15 protein-coding genes are annotated in these 21,890 nt (G+C 72.5%); 8 read left to right on the top strand and 7 right to left on the bottom strand.

What is annotated here, in order from left to right; genetic code table 11:
* Positions 1–58: 58 nt before the first annotated feature.
* The 4 genes from ABD352_RS08005 to ABD352_RS07990 all read left to right on the top strand — a co-directional run bounded on the left by ABD352_RS08005 (position 59) and on the right by ABD352_RS07990 (position 4,186).
* Positions 59–1,696, top strand: coding sequence for an Hsp70 family protein (locus ABD352_RS08005; RefSeq protein WP_344611586.1), 1,638 nt, complete (start codon positions 59–61; stop codon positions 1,694–1,696).
* 76 nt (positions 1,697–1,772) lie between these two features.
* The gene (locus tag ABD352_RS08000; RefSeq protein ID WP_344611585.1) at positions 1,773–1,961 is read left to right on the top strand and encodes a hypothetical protein; all 189 of its coding nucleotides are present in this window, start codon (positions 1,773–1,775) and stop codon (positions 1,959–1,961) included.
* Positions 1,962–2,061: 100 nt separating this feature from the next.
* Positions 2,062–2,388 carry a putative quinol monooxygenase gene (locus ABD352_RS07995; protein ID WP_344611584.1) on the top strand — a complete coding sequence of 109 codons (327 nt, stop codon included), beginning with the start codon at positions 2,062–2,064 and terminating at the stop codon, positions 2,386–2,388.
* Positions 2,389–2,410: 22 nt separating this feature from the next.
* On the top strand, positions 2,411–4,186 hold the full coding sequence (locus tag ABD352_RS07990; protein ID WP_344611583.1) for an Hsp70 family protein: 1,776 nt from the start codon (positions 2,411–2,413) through the stop codon (positions 4,184–4,186).
* A gap of 42 nt (positions 4,187–4,228) precedes the next feature.
* On the opposite strand, the gene ABD352_RS07985 is transcribed toward ABD352_RS07990, so the two are convergent.
* Positions 4,229–4,654 (bottom strand): MarR family winged helix-turn-helix transcriptional regulator, encoded by a 426-nt coding sequence (locus tag ABD352_RS07985; protein ID WP_344611582.1) that lies wholly within the window; start codon positions 4,652–4,654, stop codon positions 4,229–4,231.
* Positions 4,655–4,743: 89 nt separating this feature from the next.
* On the opposite strand from ABD352_RS07985, the gene ABD352_RS07980 reads away from it, so the two are divergent.
* Positions 4,744–5,085: an MmcQ/YjbR family DNA-binding protein gene (locus ABD352_RS07980; protein ID WP_344611581.1), complete on the top strand. Its 342-nt coding sequence runs from the start codon at positions 4,744–4,746 to the stop codon at positions 5,083–5,085.
* Positions 5,086–5,175: 90 nt separating this feature from the next.
* Here ABD352_RS07980 and ABD352_RS07975 read toward each other — a convergent pair whose 3' ends face one another.
* Both ABD352_RS07975 and ABD352_RS07970 read right to left on the bottom strand, forming a co-directional pair.
* Entirely contained in the window at positions 5,176–5,367 is a 192-nt protein-coding gene (locus tag ABD352_RS07975; protein WP_344611580.1) for a hypothetical protein, read from the bottom strand.
* A gap of 69 nt (positions 5,368–5,436) precedes the next feature.
* A complete protein-coding gene (locus tag ABD352_RS07970; RefSeq protein WP_344611579.1) occupies positions 5,437–6,480 on the bottom strand; it encodes a chitinase in 1,044 nt (347 codons plus the stop codon).
* 193 nt (positions 6,481–6,673) lie between these two features.
* On the opposite strand from ABD352_RS07970, the gene ABD352_RS07965 reads away from it, so the two are divergent.
* Positions 6,674–9,829, top strand: coding sequence for a discoidin domain-containing protein (locus ABD352_RS07965; protein WP_344611578.1), 3,156 nt, complete (start codon positions 6,674–6,676; stop codon positions 9,827–9,829).
* 11 nt (positions 9,830–9,840) lie between these two features.
* Positions 9,841–11,265 carry a galactose-binding domain-containing protein gene (locus tag ABD352_RS07960; protein WP_344611577.1) on the top strand — a complete coding sequence of 475 codons (1,425 nt, stop codon included), beginning with the start codon at positions 9,841–9,843 and terminating at the stop codon, positions 11,263–11,265.
* Positions 11,266–11,313: 48 nt separating this feature from the next.
* On the opposite strand, the gene ABD352_RS07955 is transcribed toward ABD352_RS07960, so the two are convergent.
* From ABD352_RS07955 to ABD352_RS07945, 3 genes are all read right to left on the bottom strand, one after another.
* Positions 11,314–12,690 carry a cellulase family glycosylhydrolase gene (locus ABD352_RS07955; protein ID WP_344611576.1) on the bottom strand — a complete coding sequence of 459 codons (1,377 nt, stop codon included), beginning with the start codon at positions 12,688–12,690 and terminating at the stop codon, positions 11,314–11,316.
* A 109-nt stretch (positions 12,691–12,799) separates the two neighbouring features.
* A complete protein-coding gene (locus ABD352_RS07950) occupies positions 12,800–13,774 on the bottom strand; it encodes a hypothetical protein (RefSeq protein WP_344611575.1) in 975 nt (324 codons plus the stop codon).
* 80 nt (positions 13,775–13,854) lie between these two features.
* Positions 13,855–17,475, bottom strand: coding sequence for a CARDB domain-containing protein (locus ABD352_RS07945; protein WP_344611574.1), 3,621 nt, complete (start codon positions 17,473–17,475; stop codon positions 13,855–13,857).
* 298 nt (positions 17,476–17,773) lie between these two features.
* Between ABD352_RS07945 and ABD352_RS07940 the strand changes: the two genes are divergently transcribed.
* Positions 17,774–19,369 carry a DUF4139 domain-containing protein gene (locus tag ABD352_RS07940; protein ID WP_344611573.1) on the top strand — a complete coding sequence of 532 codons (1,596 nt, stop codon included), beginning with the start codon at positions 17,774–17,776 and terminating at the stop codon, positions 19,367–19,369.
* 4 nt (positions 19,370–19,373) lie between these two features.
* Here ABD352_RS07940 and ABD352_RS07935 read toward each other — a convergent pair whose 3' ends face one another.
* Positions 19,374–21,680: a putative bifunctional diguanylate cyclase/phosphodiesterase gene (locus tag ABD352_RS07935; RefSeq protein ID WP_344611572.1), complete on the bottom strand. Its 2,307-nt coding sequence runs from the start codon at positions 21,678–21,680 to the stop codon at positions 19,374–19,376.
* Between the last annotated feature and the right edge of the window lie 210 nt (positions 21,681–21,890).

The following is a 21,890-nucleotide window of genomic DNA, read 5'->3' as shown; positions in this document are numbered from 1 at the left end:
TGTTTTCCCGACCGGGGCGGCGGACAGCCTCTTGCACCGTGTGGTTCTCTTACAGTCGATGGAACTGGCAGTGGACCTCGGAACCTCGAACACGGTGGCATACGTCCGCCGCCCCGGCGGCCCGGTCGAGCCGCTCTTCTTCGACGGCTCGCCCCTCCTGCCGTCGGCGGTCTTCCTCGACGGCGGCGGTCGCCTGGTGGTCGGCCGTGACGCCGTGCAGGCCGCCCGCTCGCATCCGGAGCGCTTCGAGCCCAGCCCGCGGCGCCGCATCGACGAGCCCGCCATCTCCATCGGCGCCGACGTCGCCATCGAGCCGCTCCTCGGCGCCCTGATCAACCGGGTCGCCGCCGAGGCCGCCGCCCCCGTCACCGAGGCCCTCCTGGCCCACCCGGCATCGTGGCCCCAGCCCCGCCGCGACGTGCTGCACAGGGCCGCGGCCGCCGCCGGAGTGCCGCGCGCCCGCCTGGTCCCGGCCCCGCTCGCCGCCGCCGCGGCCCACCTGCGCCGGGCCGACCCCGGCCCCGCCGACCTGCTCGTCTACCACCTGGGCGCGGCCACCTTCGACGCCGCCGTGGTCCGCTGTCACCCCGGCTTCGAAGTGGTGTGCAGCACCGGGCTGGACGGCGTCGGCGGCCAGGCCCTGGACGACGCCATCGCGTCCCACCTGCGCACCCGCGGCGGCCCCGCCGACCTGTGGGCCCGCATGGACGCCCCGGCGACCGCCGCCGACCGCGCCGCCCGCCGCCAGCTGTGGGACGAGATCCGAGGCGCCCGCGAGACCCTGAGCCGCGCCGACACCGCCACGGTCTACGTCCCGCTGGTCGAGTCCGAGTTCGTGCTGACCCGCGCCGAGCTCAACGCCCTGGCCGCCCCGCTGCTGCAGCGCACCCTCGACGCGGTCGGCGCCATGCTGGCCGGCTGCCCGGTGCCCCTGCGCCCCTTCGCCGCCGTCCTGCTGACCGGCGGCACGACCCGCATGCCGCTGGTGTCCGAGCTCCTGCACCGCGCCCTGGGCCTGCCGCCCCAGGGGTTCGAGCACCCGGAGCTGGCGGTGGCCGCGGGCCTGCTGGACCTCGTCGGCGCGCCGCCGCCGGCCCCGGCGCGCCCGGCCGTCGCCGTGCCGGCCTCGCATCAGCCCGCGCTCGCGGTGACCGTGGTCGACCTGATCGAGCTGAGCACGCCCTCGTACACCGGCGTCACCCTGCGCGGCGAGCTGCACGCCGGCCACGGCGTCATGGAGCACATCTTCCCGGCCGACGCCGACGGCCGCCTGCTCCTCTTCCCCGACCAGCTGTCGCTGGCCCGGCAGTCCTCGACCGGCACCACCGACCCGCTGCTGTCGCTGCCGCCCTGGCGGGTGCGCAACCTGGGGCCGGAGGAGTCGCGGTACGACCTGGACCTCCTCGTGGAGCACATCTCCGCCCCGCCGGAGCACTGGCTGCCGGCCTTCGTGTGCCGCTGCCGCGACATCGTCGCCCAGCTCGCGATCTTTCTGGACCTGGAGGGCACGGACGACCTGATCGGCGAGCACTCCACCATCGACCAGGCCGACGACGCCCTGCGGCGGCACCTGCTGGACCCGACGGCCCGCGGCGCCCGCCGCCGGCTGTCCCGGCTGGACCTGGACCAGCTCCGCGACGACTGGACCGACCTGATCGCCCTCCTCGACGCCGCCATCCACGAGGTGCCGTCATGACGGCACCGCCACGCTGAGGAGTGGGTAGGGGTCGCCTAGGGGTGGTCGGCAAGATATTCACGATTATCGTCGTGTTGTGTCCGACGACAACATGGCGGCGCTGCTGCGGGCCGTGTTCACCGCGTTGCTGGTGCTGGGCTGGTGCGTCAGCGGATGCGCCGTGCCGCTCGAGTGGTTCCGGGACCCGGGGGAGCCCCGGGACGGGCGTCCGCTCACGCCCGCCGAGGAAGCCGCGTGGGAGGGGCTGGTCGCCGGTCTGCGATGAGGCGCCGGGACGCCGTGCCAAAACGCCGGGAACGGCACGTTTCCGGGGCGCGTTTGCAGATATATATCTTGCGAGAGTCGAGTCTCGTGAGGAGTACCGAATGATCTTCATTACCGCGAAGTTCCGCGTCCTGCCCGAGCACGCGCAGGCGTGGCCGAGCATCTCCGGGCCGTTCACGGAGGCGACCCGGGCCGAGCCGGGCTGCCTGTGGTTCGACTGGTCCCGCAGCCTGGCGGACCCGAACGAGTACGTGCTCGTGGAGGCCTTCCGCGACGGCGACGCCGGGGCCGCCCACGTCGGGTCGGAGCACTTCAAGGAGGCGCAGCGGACGCTGCCGCAGTACCTCGCCGAGACCCCGCGGATCGTCAACGCCACGGTCGAGCAGGACGGCTGGTCGGAGCTCGGGGAGCTCGCCGTCGACCGGTAGGCGTGCAGTACGCTCGCCGACCATGACGGAGCCCGCGCTGCGGCTGGGGATCGACTTCGGCACGTCCACCACCGTCGCCGTGCTGCGCCGGCCCGACGGGCGGGCGCAGCAGCTGCTCTTCGACGGCTCACCCCTGCTGGCCTCCGCGGTGCTGCTCGGGCCGGACGGCCGGCTGCACACCGGCCGGGACGCGGCGCACCTGGCCCGCAGCGCGCCGCACCGGCTCGAACCGAACCCGAAGCGGCGCATCGACGAGCCGGCCGTGCTGCTCGGCGACGCCGAGGTCGCGGTCGGTGAGCTCATCGCCGCGGTCCTCGCCCGGGTCGCCGCGGAGGCGGCCCGGGTCGCGGCCGCACCGGTCCGCGCGGCCACGCTCACCCACCCGGTCGACTGGGGGCCGGCCCGCCGCGCCACGCTCGCCGCGGCCGCCCGGCGGGCCGGGCTCGCCGACGTCGACCTCGTCGCCGAGCCGCTCGCCGCCGCGGCCGCGTTCGCCGCGGTGCACGGCGGCGCGCTGCCCGACGGCGCCCACCTCCTCGTCTTCGACCTCGGCGCCGGCACCTGCGACGTCTCGCTGCTGCGCCGCGGCCCGCACGGCTACGACCCGGTCGCCGACGACGGCCGCGACGACATCGGCGGCCTCGACGTGGACGCCGCCATCGTGACCGCGCTGCAGGAGACGTTCGGGCCGCTGTGGAGCGACGCCGCGACCCGCCTGAGGCTGTGGGACGAGGTGCGCTCGGCCAAGGAGATGCTGTCACGGGCCAGCGGCACGGTGGTGGCGGTCCCGTCGCTGGGCCGGGAGGTGCCGCTCGGGCGCGAGCAGCTGGAGGCCGTCGCCCAGCCGGTGCTGTGGCCGGCGGTGGCGATGACGGCGGCGCTGCTGCGCACGGCCCGGGTGAGCCCGGCCGACGTCGGCGGGGTGTTCCTGGTCGGCGGCTCGAGCCGCATCCCGCTGGTGGCCACGATGCTGCACGAGACGCTCGGTATCGCCCCGGTCGTGGCCGAGCAGCCCGAGCTCGTGGTGGCCGACGGCGCCCTGCGCCTCGGCGGCCCGCCGGTGGCGTCGAGCGCAGAGCCGCCGGCCGTGCCGCCGCCGAGCGCGGACGAGCCGACCGTACCGGCAGCGCGGGCGGCGGCACCGCGAGGACGGCTCCGGGTGGCGGTGGCCGCGGCCGCCGTCGTGGTGCTGGCGTTCGCCGGGTTCGCCACCTACATGAGCCTGCGGGACACCGGCGGCACCGGGGCGGACGCGCCGGCGAGCGCGCCCGCGCCGCGGTACGACCTCACCAAGGCCCCCGACAACCTCTGCGCGTTCATGGACCTCGCGCCGTTCGCGGACCTGTACGAGGGCCAGGAGGAGCCGGACCTGCCCAGCCGCAACCTGAACGGTCAGATGGCCACCGCGAACTGCCAGAGCACCCGCACCCAGAAGCGCGGCGCGGCCATCGCCGTCTTCAACGGCAGCGTCAGCGTGCGCGCCGACCCGGCCGGCACCGCGTTCGACTACCAGCAGATGGTGGCCGACACCGCGCGGGTGAACGACAACCCGGTCGCCGTGGCCGGGCTGGGCGACGAGGCCGTCGTGTACCAGGCCAAGGACTCCAGCCAGAAGGCCGCCACCGAGCTCATGCTCGTGATCGGCGTCCGCCAGGCCAACCTGGTCTGGATCCTGCGCGTCCGCTTCACCCGCTCCGACAAGGCCGGCTGGACCGACAAGAACCGGCAGGACCTCCGCGACCGCCTCGTCGCCGTCACCCGCGCGACCCTGCCCAACCTCGCCGCCGCGCTGACCTGAGTCGGCGGGTGCCCGGGTGCGCGCGGGCCGGCCGCCACTCGTTCAGGCGAGGACCGCGTTGGCGCGGCCCAGGACCGTGCTCAGCACCGAGCCGGCGGTGGCGAGGTCGGCCGCCGGCAGGTCGCCCCACAGCCGGTCGGTGAGCTCCTCGATCCGGGCCCGCACCGCGGACCACTGCGCCCGGCCGCGCTCCGTCGCGCACGCCGCGCCGTCCGGTGCGTGCTCGATCAGGCCGGCCGCGGCCAGCTCGCCCAGCCGCTCGCGCGCCGCGGCCGGGCCGGTCTTGGTCGCGGCGGCGATCCGCCCGGCCAGCTCCCCGGCCGGCACCGGGCCGCCCGCCCGGACGGTCAGGGTGAGCGCCACCCACTGCGGTTCGCTGATCCCGGTCCCGGCCAGCATCCGCTCCAGGATCGCGTTGAGGGCCTTCTCGGTCTGCCCGATCAGCTGCGTGCCGAACTGCGTGCCCATGGTCGTGTCCCTTCGAATTCGTTTGTCGCTCTAACGTTTGTACCACTAACGATATCGGTACCGCAAGCAGCCCCGATAGGCTGGGGCTCATGGCGGATGCGGACGACGTGCGGAGGCTGGCCCTGGCGCTGCCCGGCGTGGCCGAGATCGACAGCGAGGGCTTCGACTTCCGGGTGGGCAACAAGGGCTTCGTCTGGTCCTACCCGGAGCGCCTCCCGGGCCGGCCGCGGGTGATCCGCACCGACGTCGCCGTGCTCTACGTCGGCGACGAGGCGGAGAAGCAGGCCCTGCTGCTGGGCGAGCCGGAGCGGTTCTTCACCACCTCGGCGTACGACGGCATGCCGCTGGTCATGCTCCGGCTGGACACGGTGGACCCGGACCGCCTCGAGGAGCTGGTCACCGACGCCTGGCGGATGCGCGCCCCGGACTGACCGCCGCGGGGTCAGCGGGCCGGGCCGGCCCGCCGCACGACGTCCTCCAGCGCGGCGACCTCGCCCGAGCCGGGCCGTACACCGCCTCGCTCATCGCGGCGATCCGGGCCGACAGCTCCGGCCGGGGTCGCCGCCCAGCCCGGCCATGGCGCGCACCAGGACGTGGACCACGAACGCGAGGGCCGCGGCCCGCGCGAGCCGGGCCCCGGCCAGCTCCTCGACCGCGTCGACCAGCGGCGCCACCAGCGCCCGGTCGGCCGTCGCGTACGAGACGAAGAGCATCCGCCCCACTCTATGGGCCGGGAGGATGTGCCCGCCGCGCGACGGGCGGGCACATCCGGACCGGCCGCGTCAGCCGGCGAAGGCCTGCATGATGTGGGTGTACTGGTACGGGGCCTGGGCCACGCCGGAGCAGTCGTCCGAGCCGGCCACGCCCGGGCAGCCGCCGTTGTCGCGGCCCAGCGCCCAGAAGGACAGCTCGCCGATGTGGTGCTCGGCGGCCCACCGGGTGACGTCGCGCGCGCCGGCCAGGGTGAGGATCTCCAGCGGTCCGGTCTCGCCGCCCGAGCCGTAGTCGTCGATGCCGAGCATCTCGGTGACGCCGACCATGCGCCACAGGTCGGCGGTGGAGCGGTGGGGGTACAGCTGCCGGAGGGTGTCGAGGAGGCCGCGGGCGGCGCTCTTCGTGTCGGCGGCCATGTCGTGGGGCTGGTCGTCGTAGTAGTCGAAGGTCATGATGTTGACGATGTCGACCCGGGCGCCGTAGCGCTGCGCGCTGCGCAGCACGTTGACCGCGTTGGGCTCCAGGCCGTGCGGGGTGGTCGGCAGGGTGTAGACGATCTGCAGCGGGCGGTGCTGGCGCGCGGCCCACTGCTGCACGAGGTGGATCGCCTGGTTGCGGCGGTCGATCGCGGCCAGGTCGTTCAGCGACTGGTCCTCGATGTCCATGTCCAGGCGGGTCACGCCGTAGGTGGCGATCACCTTCTGGTAGGCCGCGGCGATCCGGGGGACGTCGGTGCAGCTGTCGGCGATCTCGGTGGCGGTGCTGTCGGCGCTGTAGCCGCCGAAGGACGGCACCACGTCGCCGCCGGTGGCGCGGATGCGGGCGATGTCGGGGCCGAACGTGGACCAGGCGACGGGCTTGGCCGGGTCGCCGTTCCACAGCACGTCGCAGGAGCCGGCCGCCTGGGTCTGCAGGAACGCCATGGTGAGGTACCGCGCGCCGGAGGCCCGGCTGACCGCGGCGGGACTGGCGTCGGTGTAGCTCTGGAAGTACGGCGAGAAGACGTGCTCGGGCAGGGTGCGGTGGGCCTCGCCGGCGTTGGCGGCGGTCGCCGGGACCAGCGCGGCTACGGCCACCGCGGCGCCGAGCAGGCCGCGCAGTACGTGGGGCATGGGCAACCCTTCGAAGGAGGAGGGCAATAAACAGGAAACCTGACTGACAATCGGCCGCGTGTCAAGGGATTCCTGGCACATCGACTTTTGTCGAACGCGTTGACAGATTCGTCGTACGACTGGAATCTTTTATCGACACTGATGAAAGTCTGGGGCGGCGGCGCGCTCCTCCGTGTCGCGAAGGAGTCCGCCAATGCGCAGGCGCACAGCCGCCGTCGCCGTCACGATACTCGTGACCGTCAATGTTTTTGCCGTCGAGCCGCCCGCCGCGTACGCCGCCGACGTGCTGCAGGAAGTCACGATGGCCAAGGGACCGGCCGCGATGGGCGAGCCGATGTCGCTCGCCGTCCTGCCCGACCGCACGGTGCTGCACACCTCGCGGGACGGCCGGCTCTTCGCCACCGACGCCGGGGGCACCACGAAGCTGGCCGGCACGATCCCGGTCTACACCCACGACGAGGAGGGCCTGCAGGGCATCGCGGCCGACCCCGGGTTCTCCGCCAACCGCTGGATCTACCTGTACTACGCCCCGCCTCTGAACACCCCGGCCGGCGACGCCCCGTCGACCGGCACCGACGCCGACTTCCGGGCCTGGCAGGGCTACAACCAGCTGTCCCGGTTCACGCTGAAGGCCGACGGGACGCTGGACATGGCCAGCGAGAGAAAGATGCTCCAGGTCACCACCGACCGCGGGATGTGCTGCCACGTCGGCGGGGACATCGACTTCGACGCCCAGGGCAACCTGTACCTGACCACGGGCGACGACACCCAGCCGTGGTCCTCCAGCGGCTACACCCCGATCGACGAGCGGCCCGGGTACAGCTGGGACTTCGACGCCCAGCGCACCGCCGGCAACACCAACGACCTGCGCGGCAAGCTGCTGCGCATCAAGCCGCAGGCCGACGGCACGTACACCGTCCCGGCCGGCAACCTCTTCCCGCCGGGCACCGCGAAGACCCGCCCCGAGATCTACTCGATGGGCTTCCGCAACCCGTTCCGGATGTCCGTGGACAAGGCGACCGGGGTCGTCTACGTCGGCAACTACGCGGCCGACTCCGACACCAACGACCCGAACCGCGGCGAGGGCGGGCACCAGGAGTTCGACCGCATCACCGGGCCCAGCAACGAGGGCTGGCCGTACTGCCAGGGCTACAACAGCCCGTACAACGACTACGACTTCGCCACCGGCACCTCCGGGCCGAAGTTCAACTGCAACGCCCCGGTCAACGACTCGCCGCACAACACGGGCCTGACCAACCTTCCGCCGGCCAAGCCCGCCTGGCTGTCGTACGACAACCAGCCCGGCTCCCCGCTCGGCGAGACCGGCGGCGGCCCGATGGCCGGCCCGGTGTACCACTACGACCCGAACCTGGCCTCGGCCGCGAAGCTGCCGCAGAGCTTCGACAACAAGTTCTTCGCCGGCGAGTTCTCCCTCGACTGGATCAAGACGGTGACCGTCAACGCCGACGGCAGCCCCGGCCCGGTCGCCAACTTCGGCTGGACGCACAAGCACATCATGGACATGGCCATCGGCCCGGAGGGCGCGCTCTACATCCTGGACTACGGCGCCGGCTGGTTCAACGGTGACGAGAACTCGGCGCTGTACCGGTTCGAGGGCGTCCCCGGCGGCAACCGCGCCCCGACCGCCGTCGTCTCCGCCAGCCGTACCTCGGGCCAGCCCCCGCTCGCCGTGTCGTTCAGCTCGGCCGGCTCCAGCGACCCGGAGGGCGGCGCGCTGACCTACAGCTGGGCCTTCGGCGACGGCGCCACGTCCACCCAGGCCAACCCGTCGCACACCTACACGGCCAACGGCTCCTACACCGCGCGGCTCACGGTCACCGACCCGGCCGGCAACACCGGCACGGCGTCCACGTTGGTCACGGTCGGCAACACCGCACCGACCGTGACCATCGCCGGCCCGGCCAACGGCGCGCTGTTCGACTTCGGCGACGCGGTGCCGTTCCAGGTGAGCGTCGCCGACCCCGAGGACGGCACCATCGACTGCTCGAAGGTGAGCGTCAACTTCATCCTCGGCCACGACCAGCACGGCCACCCGATCACGAGCGCCACCGGCTGCTCGGGCGTGCTGCAGACGTCGGCCAACAGCGAGCACAACCCGAGCGACAACATCTTCGGGGTCATCGACGCGGCCTACACCGACAAGGGCGGGCTGTCCGCGCACGCCCAGATCCTGCTGCAGCCCCGGCACCGCCAGGCCGAGCACTTCGGCTCGTCCAGCGGCAACCTGACCGTCTACAACACCACAACGGCCGAGGGCTCCTACGTCGGCGCCATCGACAACGGCGACTGGCTGTCGTTCACGCCGTACAACCTGGCCGGCGCGACCGGCGTGAGCGCACGGGTCGCCTCGGCCACCGCCGGGGGCACCCTGGAGTTGCGCACCGACTCGCCGACCGGGCCGCTCGCCGGCTCGATGACGATCCCCGGCACCGGGGGGTGGGAGAACTGGGTCGACCTCAGCACCGCGATCACGCCGCCGCCGGGGACGCACGCGCTGTACCTCACCTTCAAGGGCGGCAGCGGGGCGCTGTTCAACGTGGACACCTTCACGTTCACCGGCCCGGTCGACGTGGCCCGCGGCAGGCCGGTGACGGTCTCCTCGACCGACGACCCGGGCCGGCAGGGCGGCGCGGCGGTGGACGGCAACGCGGCCACCCGCTGGTCCAGCGCCTACGCCGATCCACAGTGGATCGCCGTGGATCTCGGCGCCACGTACAACCTGAGCCGGGTGCGGCTCAACTGGGAGGTCGCCTACGGCAAGGCGTACCAGATCCAGGTCTCTGCCGACAACGCGAACTGGACGACGGCGTACAGCACGACGACCGGCGACGGCGGCGTCGACGACATCGCGCTCTCGGGGACCGGCCGATATGTGCGAATCTATGGGACCCAGCGGGCCACGCAGTGGGGCTATTCGCTGTGGGACCTCAACGTCTACGCGGCCCCGAACCTGGCCCGCAACCGCCCGGTGACGGTCTCCTCGACCGACGATCCGGGCCGGCCGGGCAGCGCCGCGGTGGACGCCAACCCGTCGTCGCGGTGGTCGAGCGCCTACGCCGATCCGCAGTGGATCGCCGTGGACCTCGGCGGCACGAAGACGCTGAACCGGGTGCGGCTCAACTGGGAGGTCGCCTACGGCAAGGCGTACCAGGTCCAGACCTCGGCGGACAACGCGAACTGGACGACGGTGTACAGCACCACGACCGGGGACGGCGGCATCGACGACATCGCGCTCTCGGGGACCGGACGATACGTCCGGGTCTATGGGACCCAGCGCGGCACGCAGTACGGCTACTCCCTGTGGGAACTCGAGGTCTACGGCGCATGAGAGGAACGACCGTGCACACTTTGCTGAGATGGGCGCTGCCGCTCGTGCTGGCCACCGCGCTCGCCCCCGCGCTGACCGTCTCGCGCGCCGAGGCGGCGGTGGAGGACGGCTACACCGCCCTGTTCGACGGCACCCAGGCCAGCCTGAGCAAGTGGCGCCAGGCCGGGCCGGGCGGGTTCACCCTTGGCGGCGACGGCACGCTGAGCTCCTTCGGTGGCATGGGGCTGCTGTGGTACCCCCTGAGCACCTTCGCCAACTACTCGCTGCGGGTCGACTGGATGATGCCGGGCGACGACAACGGCGGCGTCTTCATCGGGTTCCCTGACCCGAACGGGGACCCGTGGGCCCCGGTCAGCGCCGGCCACGAGATCCAGATCGACGCCTCCGACGCCGACCCGACCCGCACCACCGGCAGCGTCTACAGCTTCCAGGCGCCCGACGCCGCGCTGCGCGCCGCCAACCTCAACCCGCCGGGGTCGTGGAACACGTACGACGTCCAGGTCCACGGCCAGCACGTCGAGGTCTCCCTCAACGGCGTGAAGATCAACGACTACATGAGCACCCGCAACATCGCCAACGGCTACATCGGCGTGCAGAATGACGGCGACGCCGCCCACATCTTCTACCGCAACATCCGCATCAAGGCCGACACGGTCACGCCGCCCGCCGGTGACCTGGCCAAGGGACGCCCGGTGACGACGTCGTCGACCGACGACCCCGGCCGGTCGGGGAGCCTGGCCGTGGACGGCAACGCGGCCACCCGCTGGTCCAGCGCGTACGCGGATCCACAGTGGATATCCGTTGATCTCGGCGCCGTCTACAACCTGAACCGGGTCCGGCTCAACTGGGAGACGGCCTACGGGCGGGCATATCAGATCCAGGCGTCCCCGGACAACGCCACCTGGAGCACGATCTTCAGCACGACCACCGGGGACGGCGGCATCGACGATATCGCGCTCTCGGGAACCGGGCGATATGTCCGGATGTACGGCACCCAGCGGGCCACACAGTGGGGCTACTCGCTGTGGGACCTCAACGTGTACGGCTCGGCCAACCTCGCGCTGGGCCGCCCGGTGACGGCGTCGTCGGTCGAGCCGAACAGTCCGCACGCCGCGGCCAACGCGGTCGACGGCAGCGTCACCACCCGATGGGGGAGCGCGTACAGCGATCCACAGTGGATCGCGGTCGACCTCGGGGCGAGCCGGACGATCAACCGGGTGCGGCTGAACTGGGAGACGGCCTACGCGCGGGCGTATCAGGTGCAAACCTCGGCCGACAACACGAACTGGACGACGGTGTACAGCACCACGACCGGGGACGGCGGCATCGACGATGTCGCGGTGTCGGGGACCGGGCGATACGTCCGCATCAATGGCACCCAGCGCGGCACGCAGTGGGGCTACTCGCTGTGGGAGTACGAGGTCTACGGATCCTGATGGAGACGACGGGCCGGGTACCGCCATACCCGGCCCGTCCCGGGACCGTCAGCTCGCGGTACAGGCGAGCGTCGGCGTCCCGTTGGTGCCGGTCCACGAGGCGAGGAAGCCGAAGTTCGTGGACGCACCGGCGGCCAGTCCGCCGTTGTAGGAGACGTTGCGGGCGGTCACGGCCGAGCCGCTGCTCGTGACCGTCGCGTTCCAGGCCTGGGTGACGGCCTGCCCGTTCGGGAACGTCCATGTCACCGTCCAGGCCGTGATCGCGGCCGAGCCGGCGGTGACCTTCACGTCGCCCTGGAACCCGTCGGGCCACTGCCCGACGACGGAGTACGTCGCGGTGCAGCCCTTGGAGGGCGCCGAGGGGCTGGACGAGGGGCTGGAGGAGGGGCTGCGCGAGGCCGAAGGGCTGACGCTGGGGGAGGCGCTGCTGCGGCTCGGCGACGGGCTGGTCCCGCCGTAGACGCTCGCCTCCTTGGCCGTGGCCTTGATGCCGTTGGCGCCGTTGAAGATGCGCTGGCCCCAGGTGGTGAGCTGGTTGGGGTCGAAGTTGGTGGCCATGTCCAGGATCGGGTCGGTGTTGCCGCTCCAGGACCAGCCGATGTACCCCAGCCCGCGCTTGTTCGCCTCGGACAGGATCGTCTCGTGGTCGACCTCGCCGGAGTTGAACTGCCAGCCGAACTCGCCGATGACGAGCGGCCAGCCGGCCGCCTGGAAGCGGTCCAGGTAGTCGGTGATCTTCGACGCGGTGTTGTAGACGCTGTACATGTGGATGGACAGCACCGTGTTCTTCTGGGTGTCGGCGTCCAGCACGGTCTGGGCGTTGTCGCGCATCACGTTCTGCCAGTCCTGGCCCCAGTTCGGCGCGTCGACCATCAGCAGGTGCTGGAAGCCGTTGCTGCGCATCTTCTGGATGGCCGCGACGGTCGCCGCGGTCCACTGGGCCGGGTTGTTGTTGCCGATCGGCTCGTTGCCGATGTTGATGGCGACGTAGCTCTCCTGGCCGACCAGGTTGGCCTTCTGGCTGATCCAGTAGTTGACCGCCTCGTCGAGGGTGGCGGCGGCGCCGTCCTCGCCGTAGCCGGTGGTGTCGTGCACCTCGAGCACGCAGATCAGCCGGCTGGCCTTGCACAGCGCGATGATGTTGGGGATGTCGTTGGACGGGCCCCACCGCTTGCCGCTGCCGAGCACCACGCGCACGGTGTTGGCCCCGAGCGCCTTGACGTTCGCGAACGAGCTGGTCTGGCCGGTGTACCACACGTGCGGGTGGTTCACCCCGCGCATGACGAACGTCTGGCCGTTGGCCTCGACGATGTTGCGGCCGCTGATGTGCAGGCCGACGGCGGCGGACGCCGGCTGGGCGGCCACCACGATCGACGCGGCGACCGCGACCAGCGCGGCGCCGGCGAGGGCGAGTCTTCGCTTCATGACGTACGTGACTACGCCCCGCCGTTTCGAAACTCAATCGAAGCGCTTCGAGCTGTCCCGGGACCAGCGGCGACGGCCCGGGACCGATGAAAGTCTCACAAAGCGGTGCTCAGACGGCCTTGTTGATCCGCTCGACGAGCTCGATGCCGGCCTGGCGCAGCGACCCGCCGCCCGTGGCCACCTCCGCCCACATGCGGTGGCAGCCGTCGAGCTCGACCCACACGCCGCCGGGGCCGTTGCCGGCCGGCTGGAACATCGCGAACCGGCCGGCGTGGGCCGTGCACGGCGCGGCCGGCCCGGCGGCGAGCATGGCCGCACGCAGCTCGGCCCAGGCCGCCGCGGCCAGCGGCCCGCCCCGCTCGAAGTCCCCGGCCGGCTTGGCGCTGCCCTGCTCGGACGCCGGCACGGTGTAGATGCACAGCCGCACGTCCGACGTCGCCGGCTCGAACGGCCCGTCCAGCTTCGCGCCGGCGTCGCTGGTCACGGTGCCGACCATGTCCGTGTAGCGCTGAGCGCAGCCGGACTGGGCGGCCGCGGAGGACTCGATCTCGTTGATGACGGTCGAGGACACGACGGTGCTGTGCAGGTGCTGCAGCGCGTTGCGCACCTCGATGCGGGGGTGGCCGCAGCCGTCGCCGGCGACGCCGGGCTGCAACCAGTGCCCGCCGGCGTCGAGGACCGCGAAGAACGGGAGGATGACCGCCTCCAGGCTGCACGCCGCGTCGGCCGGTGGCCGCAGGCCGGGCAGGCGCAGCGCCGCGGTGAGCTCGCGCACGTCGGTCGTGCGCCGCTCGACCCTGGCCTGGTTCTTGGCCCCGCCGGGACCGTCCTGGATCTCCATGGCGCACAGCACGACGGCGACCGGCGCGAAGTCGTCGGGCAGCCGGGGCAGCATCAGCGCGTCGGCCTGGCCCTCCAGCCCGGCGGGGCCGGTCGGGGTGCGCTCGGGCAGGTCCTTGCACGAGGTCCAGGCGTCGTGGATCTCCGGCGAGCCCGCCGGGGCCTCGGGCCCGTCGAGCTGCTTCGCGCACCCCGTGATCGCGAGCGCGACAAGGGCGACGACGGCGAGGATTCTGGTCCGCATGGAGCTTGGACGCTACCACCGCGGATCCGGTTCCGGGGGCGGTCACCGGCCCGGAAGAGGGCCGGTGACCGCCGGTGGAACTAGTGGTTGGGCGTGCCGTTGAAGACGAACTGCGAGCCCGGCTCCTTGACCAGGTCACCGGTCGCCGAGTTGGTGATGGTGACGTTGGTCAGCGTGGCGCTGCCGCGGGCGCTGCCCATGGCCAGGATGCCGGCGCCGTTGTTCGACTTGTCGATGCGGACGTTGGTGATGGCCACGTTCGGGTACTGGCCGCTGCCCGCCTTGAACTGGATGCCGTCGTAGGTGGAGTCGGAGATGTCGGTGTCGCGGATGGTGACCCCGACGATGTCGCTGGACGGCGCGAACAGGGTGATCGCGCCGAACTTCTGCTGCTCGCCCCAGAACACGCCGCCGCAGCGGTACAGCCCGTTGTTGGCGATGGTCGTGGTACCGGAGAACGGGATCGGGGAGTGGTCGGTGGCGAGCATGATGCCGGGGTAGTTCATCGTGTCGGACACGACGTTGTTCTCGATGACGTTGCCGTAGCCGCCGTAGATGGCGATGCCGTTGGCCCGCCACGGCAGCTGGACGGTGTTGTTGGTGAAGTGGTTGTCGTGGCCGATGTCCACCGACTGGTCCTTCACGTACGTGCTGGACCAGACCGCCATCGAGTCGTCGCCGGTGGTGCGGAACGACGAGTTGAACACCGAGGAGTTGCGCGAGCCGTTGGCGAAGTTGATGCCGTCGGCGTAGGTGTCGCGGATGCGCATCCCGCTGAACTGCAGGCCGTCGGCGGGGTTCCAGTAGGCGGGCGTGTCGCTGTAGTCGCGGCCGACCCAGGCGCCGACGTTGGTGTGCTCGATCCACACGTTGCTGATCTTCGTGTTCTTGCCGAAGCGGCCGTTGAGCCCGTGGCCGCGGTCCTTGCGGTTGGTCGTGCCGCCGAAGATCGCGATGTCGGAGATCTGGACGTTGTCGTCGATGTCGAAGCCGACGTTGCCCTCGTGCGGGTGGTTGATGTTGCCGACCACCTTCTGCGGCTCGGTGGTCGTGTACAGCTGGGAGTACCACATGCCGGCGCCCTTGACGACGACGTTGCGGATGCCCTTCTGGTTGTACTGCCCGCGGGTCGGGTCCGGGGTCAGGATCTTCTGCTCCTGCCGCCACTGCCCGGCCGGGATCCACACGCAGGAGATGACGCCGTTCTGGTTGTCCATCACGGCCCGCTGGATCGCCGCCGTGTCGTCCAGGCCGTCGTTGGGCACCGCGCCGTACTGCGTGATCGAGGTGCAGCCGGCCGGCTGGCTCAGCGGCGGGGCGACCTGCTCGAGGTCGACCAGGTCGATGACGTAGAACGAGGCGTTGTCCCCGGCGTCGCGCTGCAGCCGGAACTTGGTGCCGGCCGGGTAGCTCGACGACAGCAGCGCGTGCGACTCGTCGAAGAGCCGGCGCGCGTCGCCGCCCGGGGTGTTGGACAGCGACTCGGTGTCGTCGCTGTTGCCGTACAGCCAGCTGAAGTGCGAGGAGAGGGTCAGCTTCTGCACGAAGGTGCCGTTGGCGTACAGGCTGATGGTGTAGTCCTGGCCGCCGCCCGAGGGCGAGTCCGGCACGGAGTTGCGCACCACGATCGAGTTTGCCTGGTTGGTCGAGGTGAACTCGACGTACTGGCCGGACGCGTCGAGGCGCACCGACTTGCGGCCCGAGGACTCGGTGCCGAAGTTGGTGTGCCCGAAGGTGCGCAGCGCGTCGGCGGTCAGCAGGGTGCCGGTGTAGGTGCCGTTCTCCGCCTCGTACTCGGTGTAGGGCACCGCGGCGCCCCGACCGACCACGATGGACTTGGTCAGGGTGTTGTTGGTCTCGTTGGTCTCGGCGACCACGTTGGTGGCGTCGGCGGTGGCCGTGATGGTGGCGCCGCCGTTCACCGCCGTCCAGGTGCCGGGGATGGCGACGTTGACGGTCTGCCCGGCCGCGATCGGCCCGGTGTTGGCGTCGAGCGTGGTCGTGCCGACGGTGACCCGGGTGACCGTGGTGGCGGTGACCGCGGTGGTGCCGCGGTTGTTCACGGCCACGGTGAAGGAGACCGCGGCGCCGGCCGGCGGGCTGGCCGGGTTGCTCGTGATGGAGAGGACCTGCAGGTCCGGGCCGGGCGCCTGGGTCACCACGAGGGAGGTGGACGCGGCCAGGGTGTTGTTGTCGGTGTTCTGCTCGATGACGGTCTTGGCCGGGTTGACGGTGGCCGAGACCGGGTAGGTGCCGATCGCGCGGGTGCCGACGCTGGCCGTCACCGTGGTGGACGCGCCGGGCTGCAGCGCGCCGACGGCCGCGGTGGCCGCGACCGAGCCGCCGAGGTTGAAGTTCACCGTGGTGGCGGGGGACGCGGCGTTGCCGCTGTTGCCCACCGTCGCCGACAGGGTGATCGGGGTGGACTCGTTCACCGAGCTCGGCGACCAGGAGACGGCGGTGACCACGAGGTCGGGGTTGGGCGCCATGGTGCCGATCGCCTGCAGCTCGGCCACCTGCCCGCCGGGGGCGCCGGTGTTGCTGAAGAACTGCAGCTGCACGTCGGCGACCCGGCCGCTCACCGGGACGGTGACGGTGTTCTGGTTGCCCGACGGGCTGAAGCTGTAGTCGGCCCGGGCGACCAGGTTGCTGAAGCCGGTGGCGGACTGCTCGCGGCCCAGCACGGCGAAGTTCTGCGTGCGCGGCCCCCAGGCCGTGTCCGGGTTGAGCTTGACGACCAGCGAGGTGAGGTCGGCGTTGGCCCCGAGGTGCAGGGTCAGCGTCGACGGGTACCCGTTGGACTCCCAGTACGTCCCGGTGTTGCCGTCGTTGGCGTTGGTCGCGACGAACGAGAACACCGACGACGACGCCTCGATCGCCTTGCCCGGGGCCAGGTTCGTGCCGCCGGGCGGCGTGGTCCCGTTGCGGGTCACGTGGTTGCTGTCGGCCGACTCGTTGCCGGCCGTGTCCTTGGCCCGCACCCAGTAGGTGACCGTGGCGGTGGTCGGCTGGGTGTCGGTGTAGGTCAGCGTCGTGCCGGACACGGTCGCGCGGGCGGTGCCGTTGGCGTAGACCGTGTACCCGCCGATGCCCAGCGTGGACGAGGACGCGGTCCACGTGAGCTTGGGCTGGCCGGCCGTGGGCTCGGTGAGGGTCAGGTTGCCCGGCGCGGTCGGCGGCTGCGCGGTGCCGCTCACGCCGTACACCTCGAACTCCGACAGCTGCCCGGCCGGCCATCCGGTGTTGGCGGTGATGTTCACCCGGACGTAGCGCACGGTGGCCGCGGTGAAGTCGATGGTCACGGTGTTGGCGCTGGCCGGGTCGAAGGTCCGCCCAGCCGAGGCCGACAGGTCGGCGAAGTTGTTGCCGTCGGAGCTGCCCCGCACGCTCAGGGTCTGCGTGCGGGCGCCCCAGCTGCCAGTGGGCAGCTTCAGCTTCACCTGGTCGACGGCGGTGGCGGCGCCGAGGTCGACCTGGATCCACTGCGGGAAGGCGTTGTTCGCGCTCTCCCAGTAGGAGGACTGGTTGCCGTCGTTGGCGTTGGTGGCCACGTACTGGCCGTTGGCGCTGCTGGCGGTGATGGTCTTGCCCAGCGCGAGGTTGGGCCCACCGGCGGCGTGGGCGGGTGTGGAGGCGACGGCGGCGCCGGCGGCGACGGCCATGACGGCCGTCAGGGCGCCGGCGAGCAGCTTGGCTCTCATGGGGTTGTCTTCTGCTCCGTTCAGATGACAGCGCGGATCGCCCCGTGACCCGGCGGCCGTCCCGGTGGGAGTCGGGATTGGCGGAGGCGCGCTCGGGCCTGGGCGTAGTGGGGTGTGGGGCGCTCGGGGGCAGGCGGTCGGCGGTGCGCCTGCCGGGAAGTTGCAAGATTCTGCAAGCTTCTTGCGGACGGGGAAATCTAACGTTGCAGATATCCGTCAATTCGTCAACGTCTCTGCGTTTCGTCATGAAACTGTGATCGGCGAAGGGCGCGAGCGGCGGACTGCTACGGTGCGCATCGTGGAGAACTCGATCGACGCGCCCATCGTCGCGGTCACCGTGTATCCGGCCCAGGCGCGCGTCACCCGCCGGGTCCGGCAGGTCCTGCCGGCCGGGGACCGGGTGGTGGAGGTCGGCCCGCTGCCACTCGGGATCGACCCCGACTCGGTGCGGGTCAGCGGGCGCGGGCCGGCCACCGTCCTCGGGGTCGACGTGGTGCTGCACCGCCGCGCCGAGCCCTCCGACGCGACCGTGGCCGAGCTGCGCGCCGAGCGGCGCCGCCTGGCCGCGGAGGCCGACGGGATCGAGGACGCCGAGACCGTACTGCGCCAGCGCCAGACGTTCCTCACCACGCTGGGCGAGCGGGCGAGCGCGGCCTACGCGCGCGGCCTGGCCACCGGCGCGTCCGCCCCCGAGGCCGCGACCGGGTTCGCCGGCACGCTGGGGGCCGAGATGACCGAGGTGCTGGCCGCGCTGCGGCAGCTGCAGGAGCGCCGCACCGAGGTGGCCGACCGGATCGCCGCCGCCGACCGGCGCCTGGCCGACCTGTCCGGCAAGCGTGAGCCCGACGCCCGCTACGCCGTCGTCGCGCTGAGCGTGGCCGACGAGGGGCCGGTCGAGCTGGACGTGACGTACCAGGTGGGCGAGGCCGGCTGGCGCTCCAACTACGATGTGCGGCTCGTCGGCGACGCGCTGCAGGTGACCTGGTTCGGCCTGGTCGAGCAGCGCACCGGCGAGGACTGGCCGGAGTGCGAGCTGGCGCTGTCGACCGCCCGCACCTCGGGCGTGGCCGAGATCCCCGAGCTGCGCCCGTGGTACCTCGACCCGCTCCCGCCGCCGGTGCCGATGCCGATGGCGCGCTCGGCGGGCTTCGGCGGCGGCGGCCCCATGCCGGCCCCGATGATGTCCGCCCCGGCGCCCGGTGGCGCGCCGATGCTGGAGGAGGCGTTCGCCGACATCGCCCCGCTCGGGCAGGCCCAGGCCCGGGTCGAGGAGGGGGCGGTGGCCGCGGTCTACCGCCCGGCCCGCCCGGTCGCGGTGCCCGCCGACGGCACCACCGCCCGGGCCACCGTCGCGGTGCTGGACCTGGCCGCGCGCCTCGACCACGTGACCGCACCGGCCCGCTCGGCGGACGTGCACCTGCGCGCCGTGGTCACCAACTCCTCGGGCCACACGCTGCCGCCCGGCCAGGCCGCGGTCTTCCACGAGGCCGACTTCGTCAGCCGCACGGGGCTTGCCACCTGGGCCCCCGGCGAGGAGCTGGAGCTGGCCCTGGGGCTCGACGACCGGGTGCGGGTGGAGCGCGAGCTGACCCGGCGCACCGCCACGAAGGCGACGCTCGGCTCCAGCCGGCGGCGCGAGGTGGAGTACCGCACCACGATCGGCAACTACACCGGGCGGCCGATCACCGTCACCGTGCTCGACCAGCTGCCGGTCTCCCGCCACGACGCCATCACGGTCCGCGAGACGCTCGCCGAGCCGCAGCCGGCCGAGCGGACCGACCTGGGCGTGCTGACCTGGAAGCTGCCGATCGACGAGTCCGCGCAGCAGACGATCCGCCTCGGCTACCGGGTGGAGACCTCCAAGGGCGTGGAGCTCTCCGGCTGGCGCGAGTAGCCGCTCAGCGCTCGAGGGTCGCCATCGCCTGCTGGCGGGCCAGCACGCGGGACACCTCGCCGGCGGTCATGGGCTCGGCCAGGTGGTAGCCCTGGCCGAGGGTGTAGCCGAGCTCGCGCAGCACGGCCGCCTGCTCGGCGCTCTCCACGCCCTCGGCCACCGTGTCCAGGCCGAGGGCCCGGGCCAGCTGGATGACCGCGCGGGCCACCGCCTGCCGGGCGTCGGCGGCGGCCGGCCGCCCGTCGTCGACCTCGATGCCGTCCACGAAGGACTTGTCCAGCTTGACGATCGCGGCCGGGAACGCCCGCAGCAGGCTCAGCGACGACTCGCCGGTGCCGAAGTCGTCCAGCGCCAGCCGGATGCCCATGCGGTCCAGCTCGGACAGCGTCCGCGAGACCTGCTGGCCGCGCAGCACCGCCGACTCGGTCACCTCGAGCACCAGGCGCTCGCAGGGCAGCCCGCTCTCGGCCAGGGCCGCGGTCACGTCGGCCACGAAGTCGGGGTCGTGCAGCTGCCGGGCGGAGACGTTCAGGCCCGCCTCCTGCAGCGCGTCGGGGCCGAACTCGGCCAGCCACGCCGCCGCCTGCCGGCAGGTCTCGCGCAGCACGAACCGGCCCAGCGGCACGATCAGCCCGGTGCGCTCCGCGGCCGGGATGAACTCGGCCGGGCTCACCACGCCGCGCTCCGGGTGCTGCCAGCGCACCAGCGCCTCGACCCCGATCACGCGGTTGTCGTCCAGGCGGTGGATCGGCTGGTAGACCACCCGCAGCTCGCCCTCGTCGACGGCCCGGCGCAGCTCGGCCCCGAGCTGCATGTGGGCCAGCACCGGCTCGCCCATGCCGTCGACGTAGCGCACGAAGCTCGCCTTCCCGCGCTGCTTGGCGGTGTACATCGCGACGTCGGCATCCCGCAGGACGGAGTCCACGGTGGCGCCCGGCCCGGCCTCGGCGATGCCGATGCTGGCCTGCACCAGCAGCCGGTGCTCGCTGATCGGCTGGTCGAGCGCGGCCAGCAGCCGCCGGGCCACCCCCTCCGGGTCGGCCCCGGGCCCGGTGAGCAGCACCGCGAACTCGTCGCCGCCGACCCGCACCGGCAGGCCGTGGTCCCCGGCCTCGGCCCGCAGCAGCTGCGCGACCGAGACCAGCAGCCCGTCGCCGACGCCGTGGCCGAGCAGGTCGTTGACGGTCTTGAAGTCGTCGAGGTCGACCAGCAGCACGTACGCGCGGCCGGTGCCGGTCAGGGCGGCCGCCAGCCGGTCCCGGAACAGCGCCCGGTTGGCCAGCCCGGTCAGCCCGTCGTGGCTGACCTCGTACTGCAGCCGCTCCTCCTGTACCCGCGTGTTGTGCAGCAGCCGCGCGTTCTCCCGGAAGGCGACGTACTGCCGCAGCGTGACCAGCGCGGTCACCAGCACCGCGGCGAGCAGCACGACCCGGGCCGGCCAGCGCAGCGGCGCGCCGAGCGCGACGGCGATGAGCGGGACGTCGGCCGCGGCCACGGCCAGGTAGGGCAGTAGCACCCCGCCGCGGGCCGGCCGGGTCCGCGGCCCGGTGGTGGCGCGCCACTGGGCGGCCGCGCCGAGCGTGGCCAGCACCGGCGCGAGCGGCATGACGATCGCCTGGGCGGGCACGACCCCGGCGTAGCCGAACCGCACCGCCAGCACGGAGACGGCCGCGGCCACGGCGCCGCCGCCGGCCGCGATGAACCGCAGGGCGGCCGGGTCGACCGGGCCGCCCTCGACGTAGGAGACCTTCGTCGCCGCCCCGATCGCGACCAGGAGCCCGAGCCCGACCAGCACCATCGCCTGGGGGCTCCACGGTTCGGCGGCGGAGAACATCGGGGCCAGGCCGGCGTACCACAGCACGGCCGCGCAGCCGAGGAAGGCGATCATGCGGTCGAGCAGGATGCGCCAGCGCTCGACGCCGCCGGACTGCGCCACCGGCACCCGCGCGACGGCCCAGATGGCGATGGCGAAGCCGAGCGCCGTGCAGCCGGCGGCGGGCAGCGGCATGGTGCGCCAGTGCGCCCCGCGCCAGTGCACCAGCATGTCGAGGGCGAGCCAGGCGTACCCGATGGTGATCAACGCCAGCGCGGTCACCACGAGGCGCCAGAAGCGCCGTCCGGCGGGGTCGAGGTCGCCCCGGCGGACCAGGTGCAGCACGGACGCGGTGGCGAGGGCGCCGCCCACCGGGACGAAGACGTAGACGAGGGCCTCGGTGCCGGCTCCGACGGTGAGGTAGGCCCCGCACCAGACGGTGCCGAGCGCGGCGACCCCGGCGGTGGCCTTGACGTACCGCAGCGCCTCCCGCGTCACGGAGCCGACAATATCGCGCCCGTTGCGTGCCGGATCTCACCCGAACGTTTGAGGTTCACTGATCTGCGGGCATTGGTGCCCGGTCGCGCCCCGCGTCCAATACTGTGACGCGCTTCGCCGTTTCCGCGACATCCGCGCAGGTCGGCAGGGCCGGCGCCGGCAAACCTGCGACGCGTCAGCTAAGCCTTCTCGCACCCGATCGAGGGTCGT

This window comes from Dactylosporangium salmoneum (genome assembly GCF_039532525.1).
GTDB lineage: Bacteria > Actinomycetota > Actinomycetes > Mycobacteriales > Micromonosporaceae > Dactylosporangium > Dactylosporangium salmoneum.
This window is presented reverse-complemented; position numbering and strand designations above follow the sequence as displayed.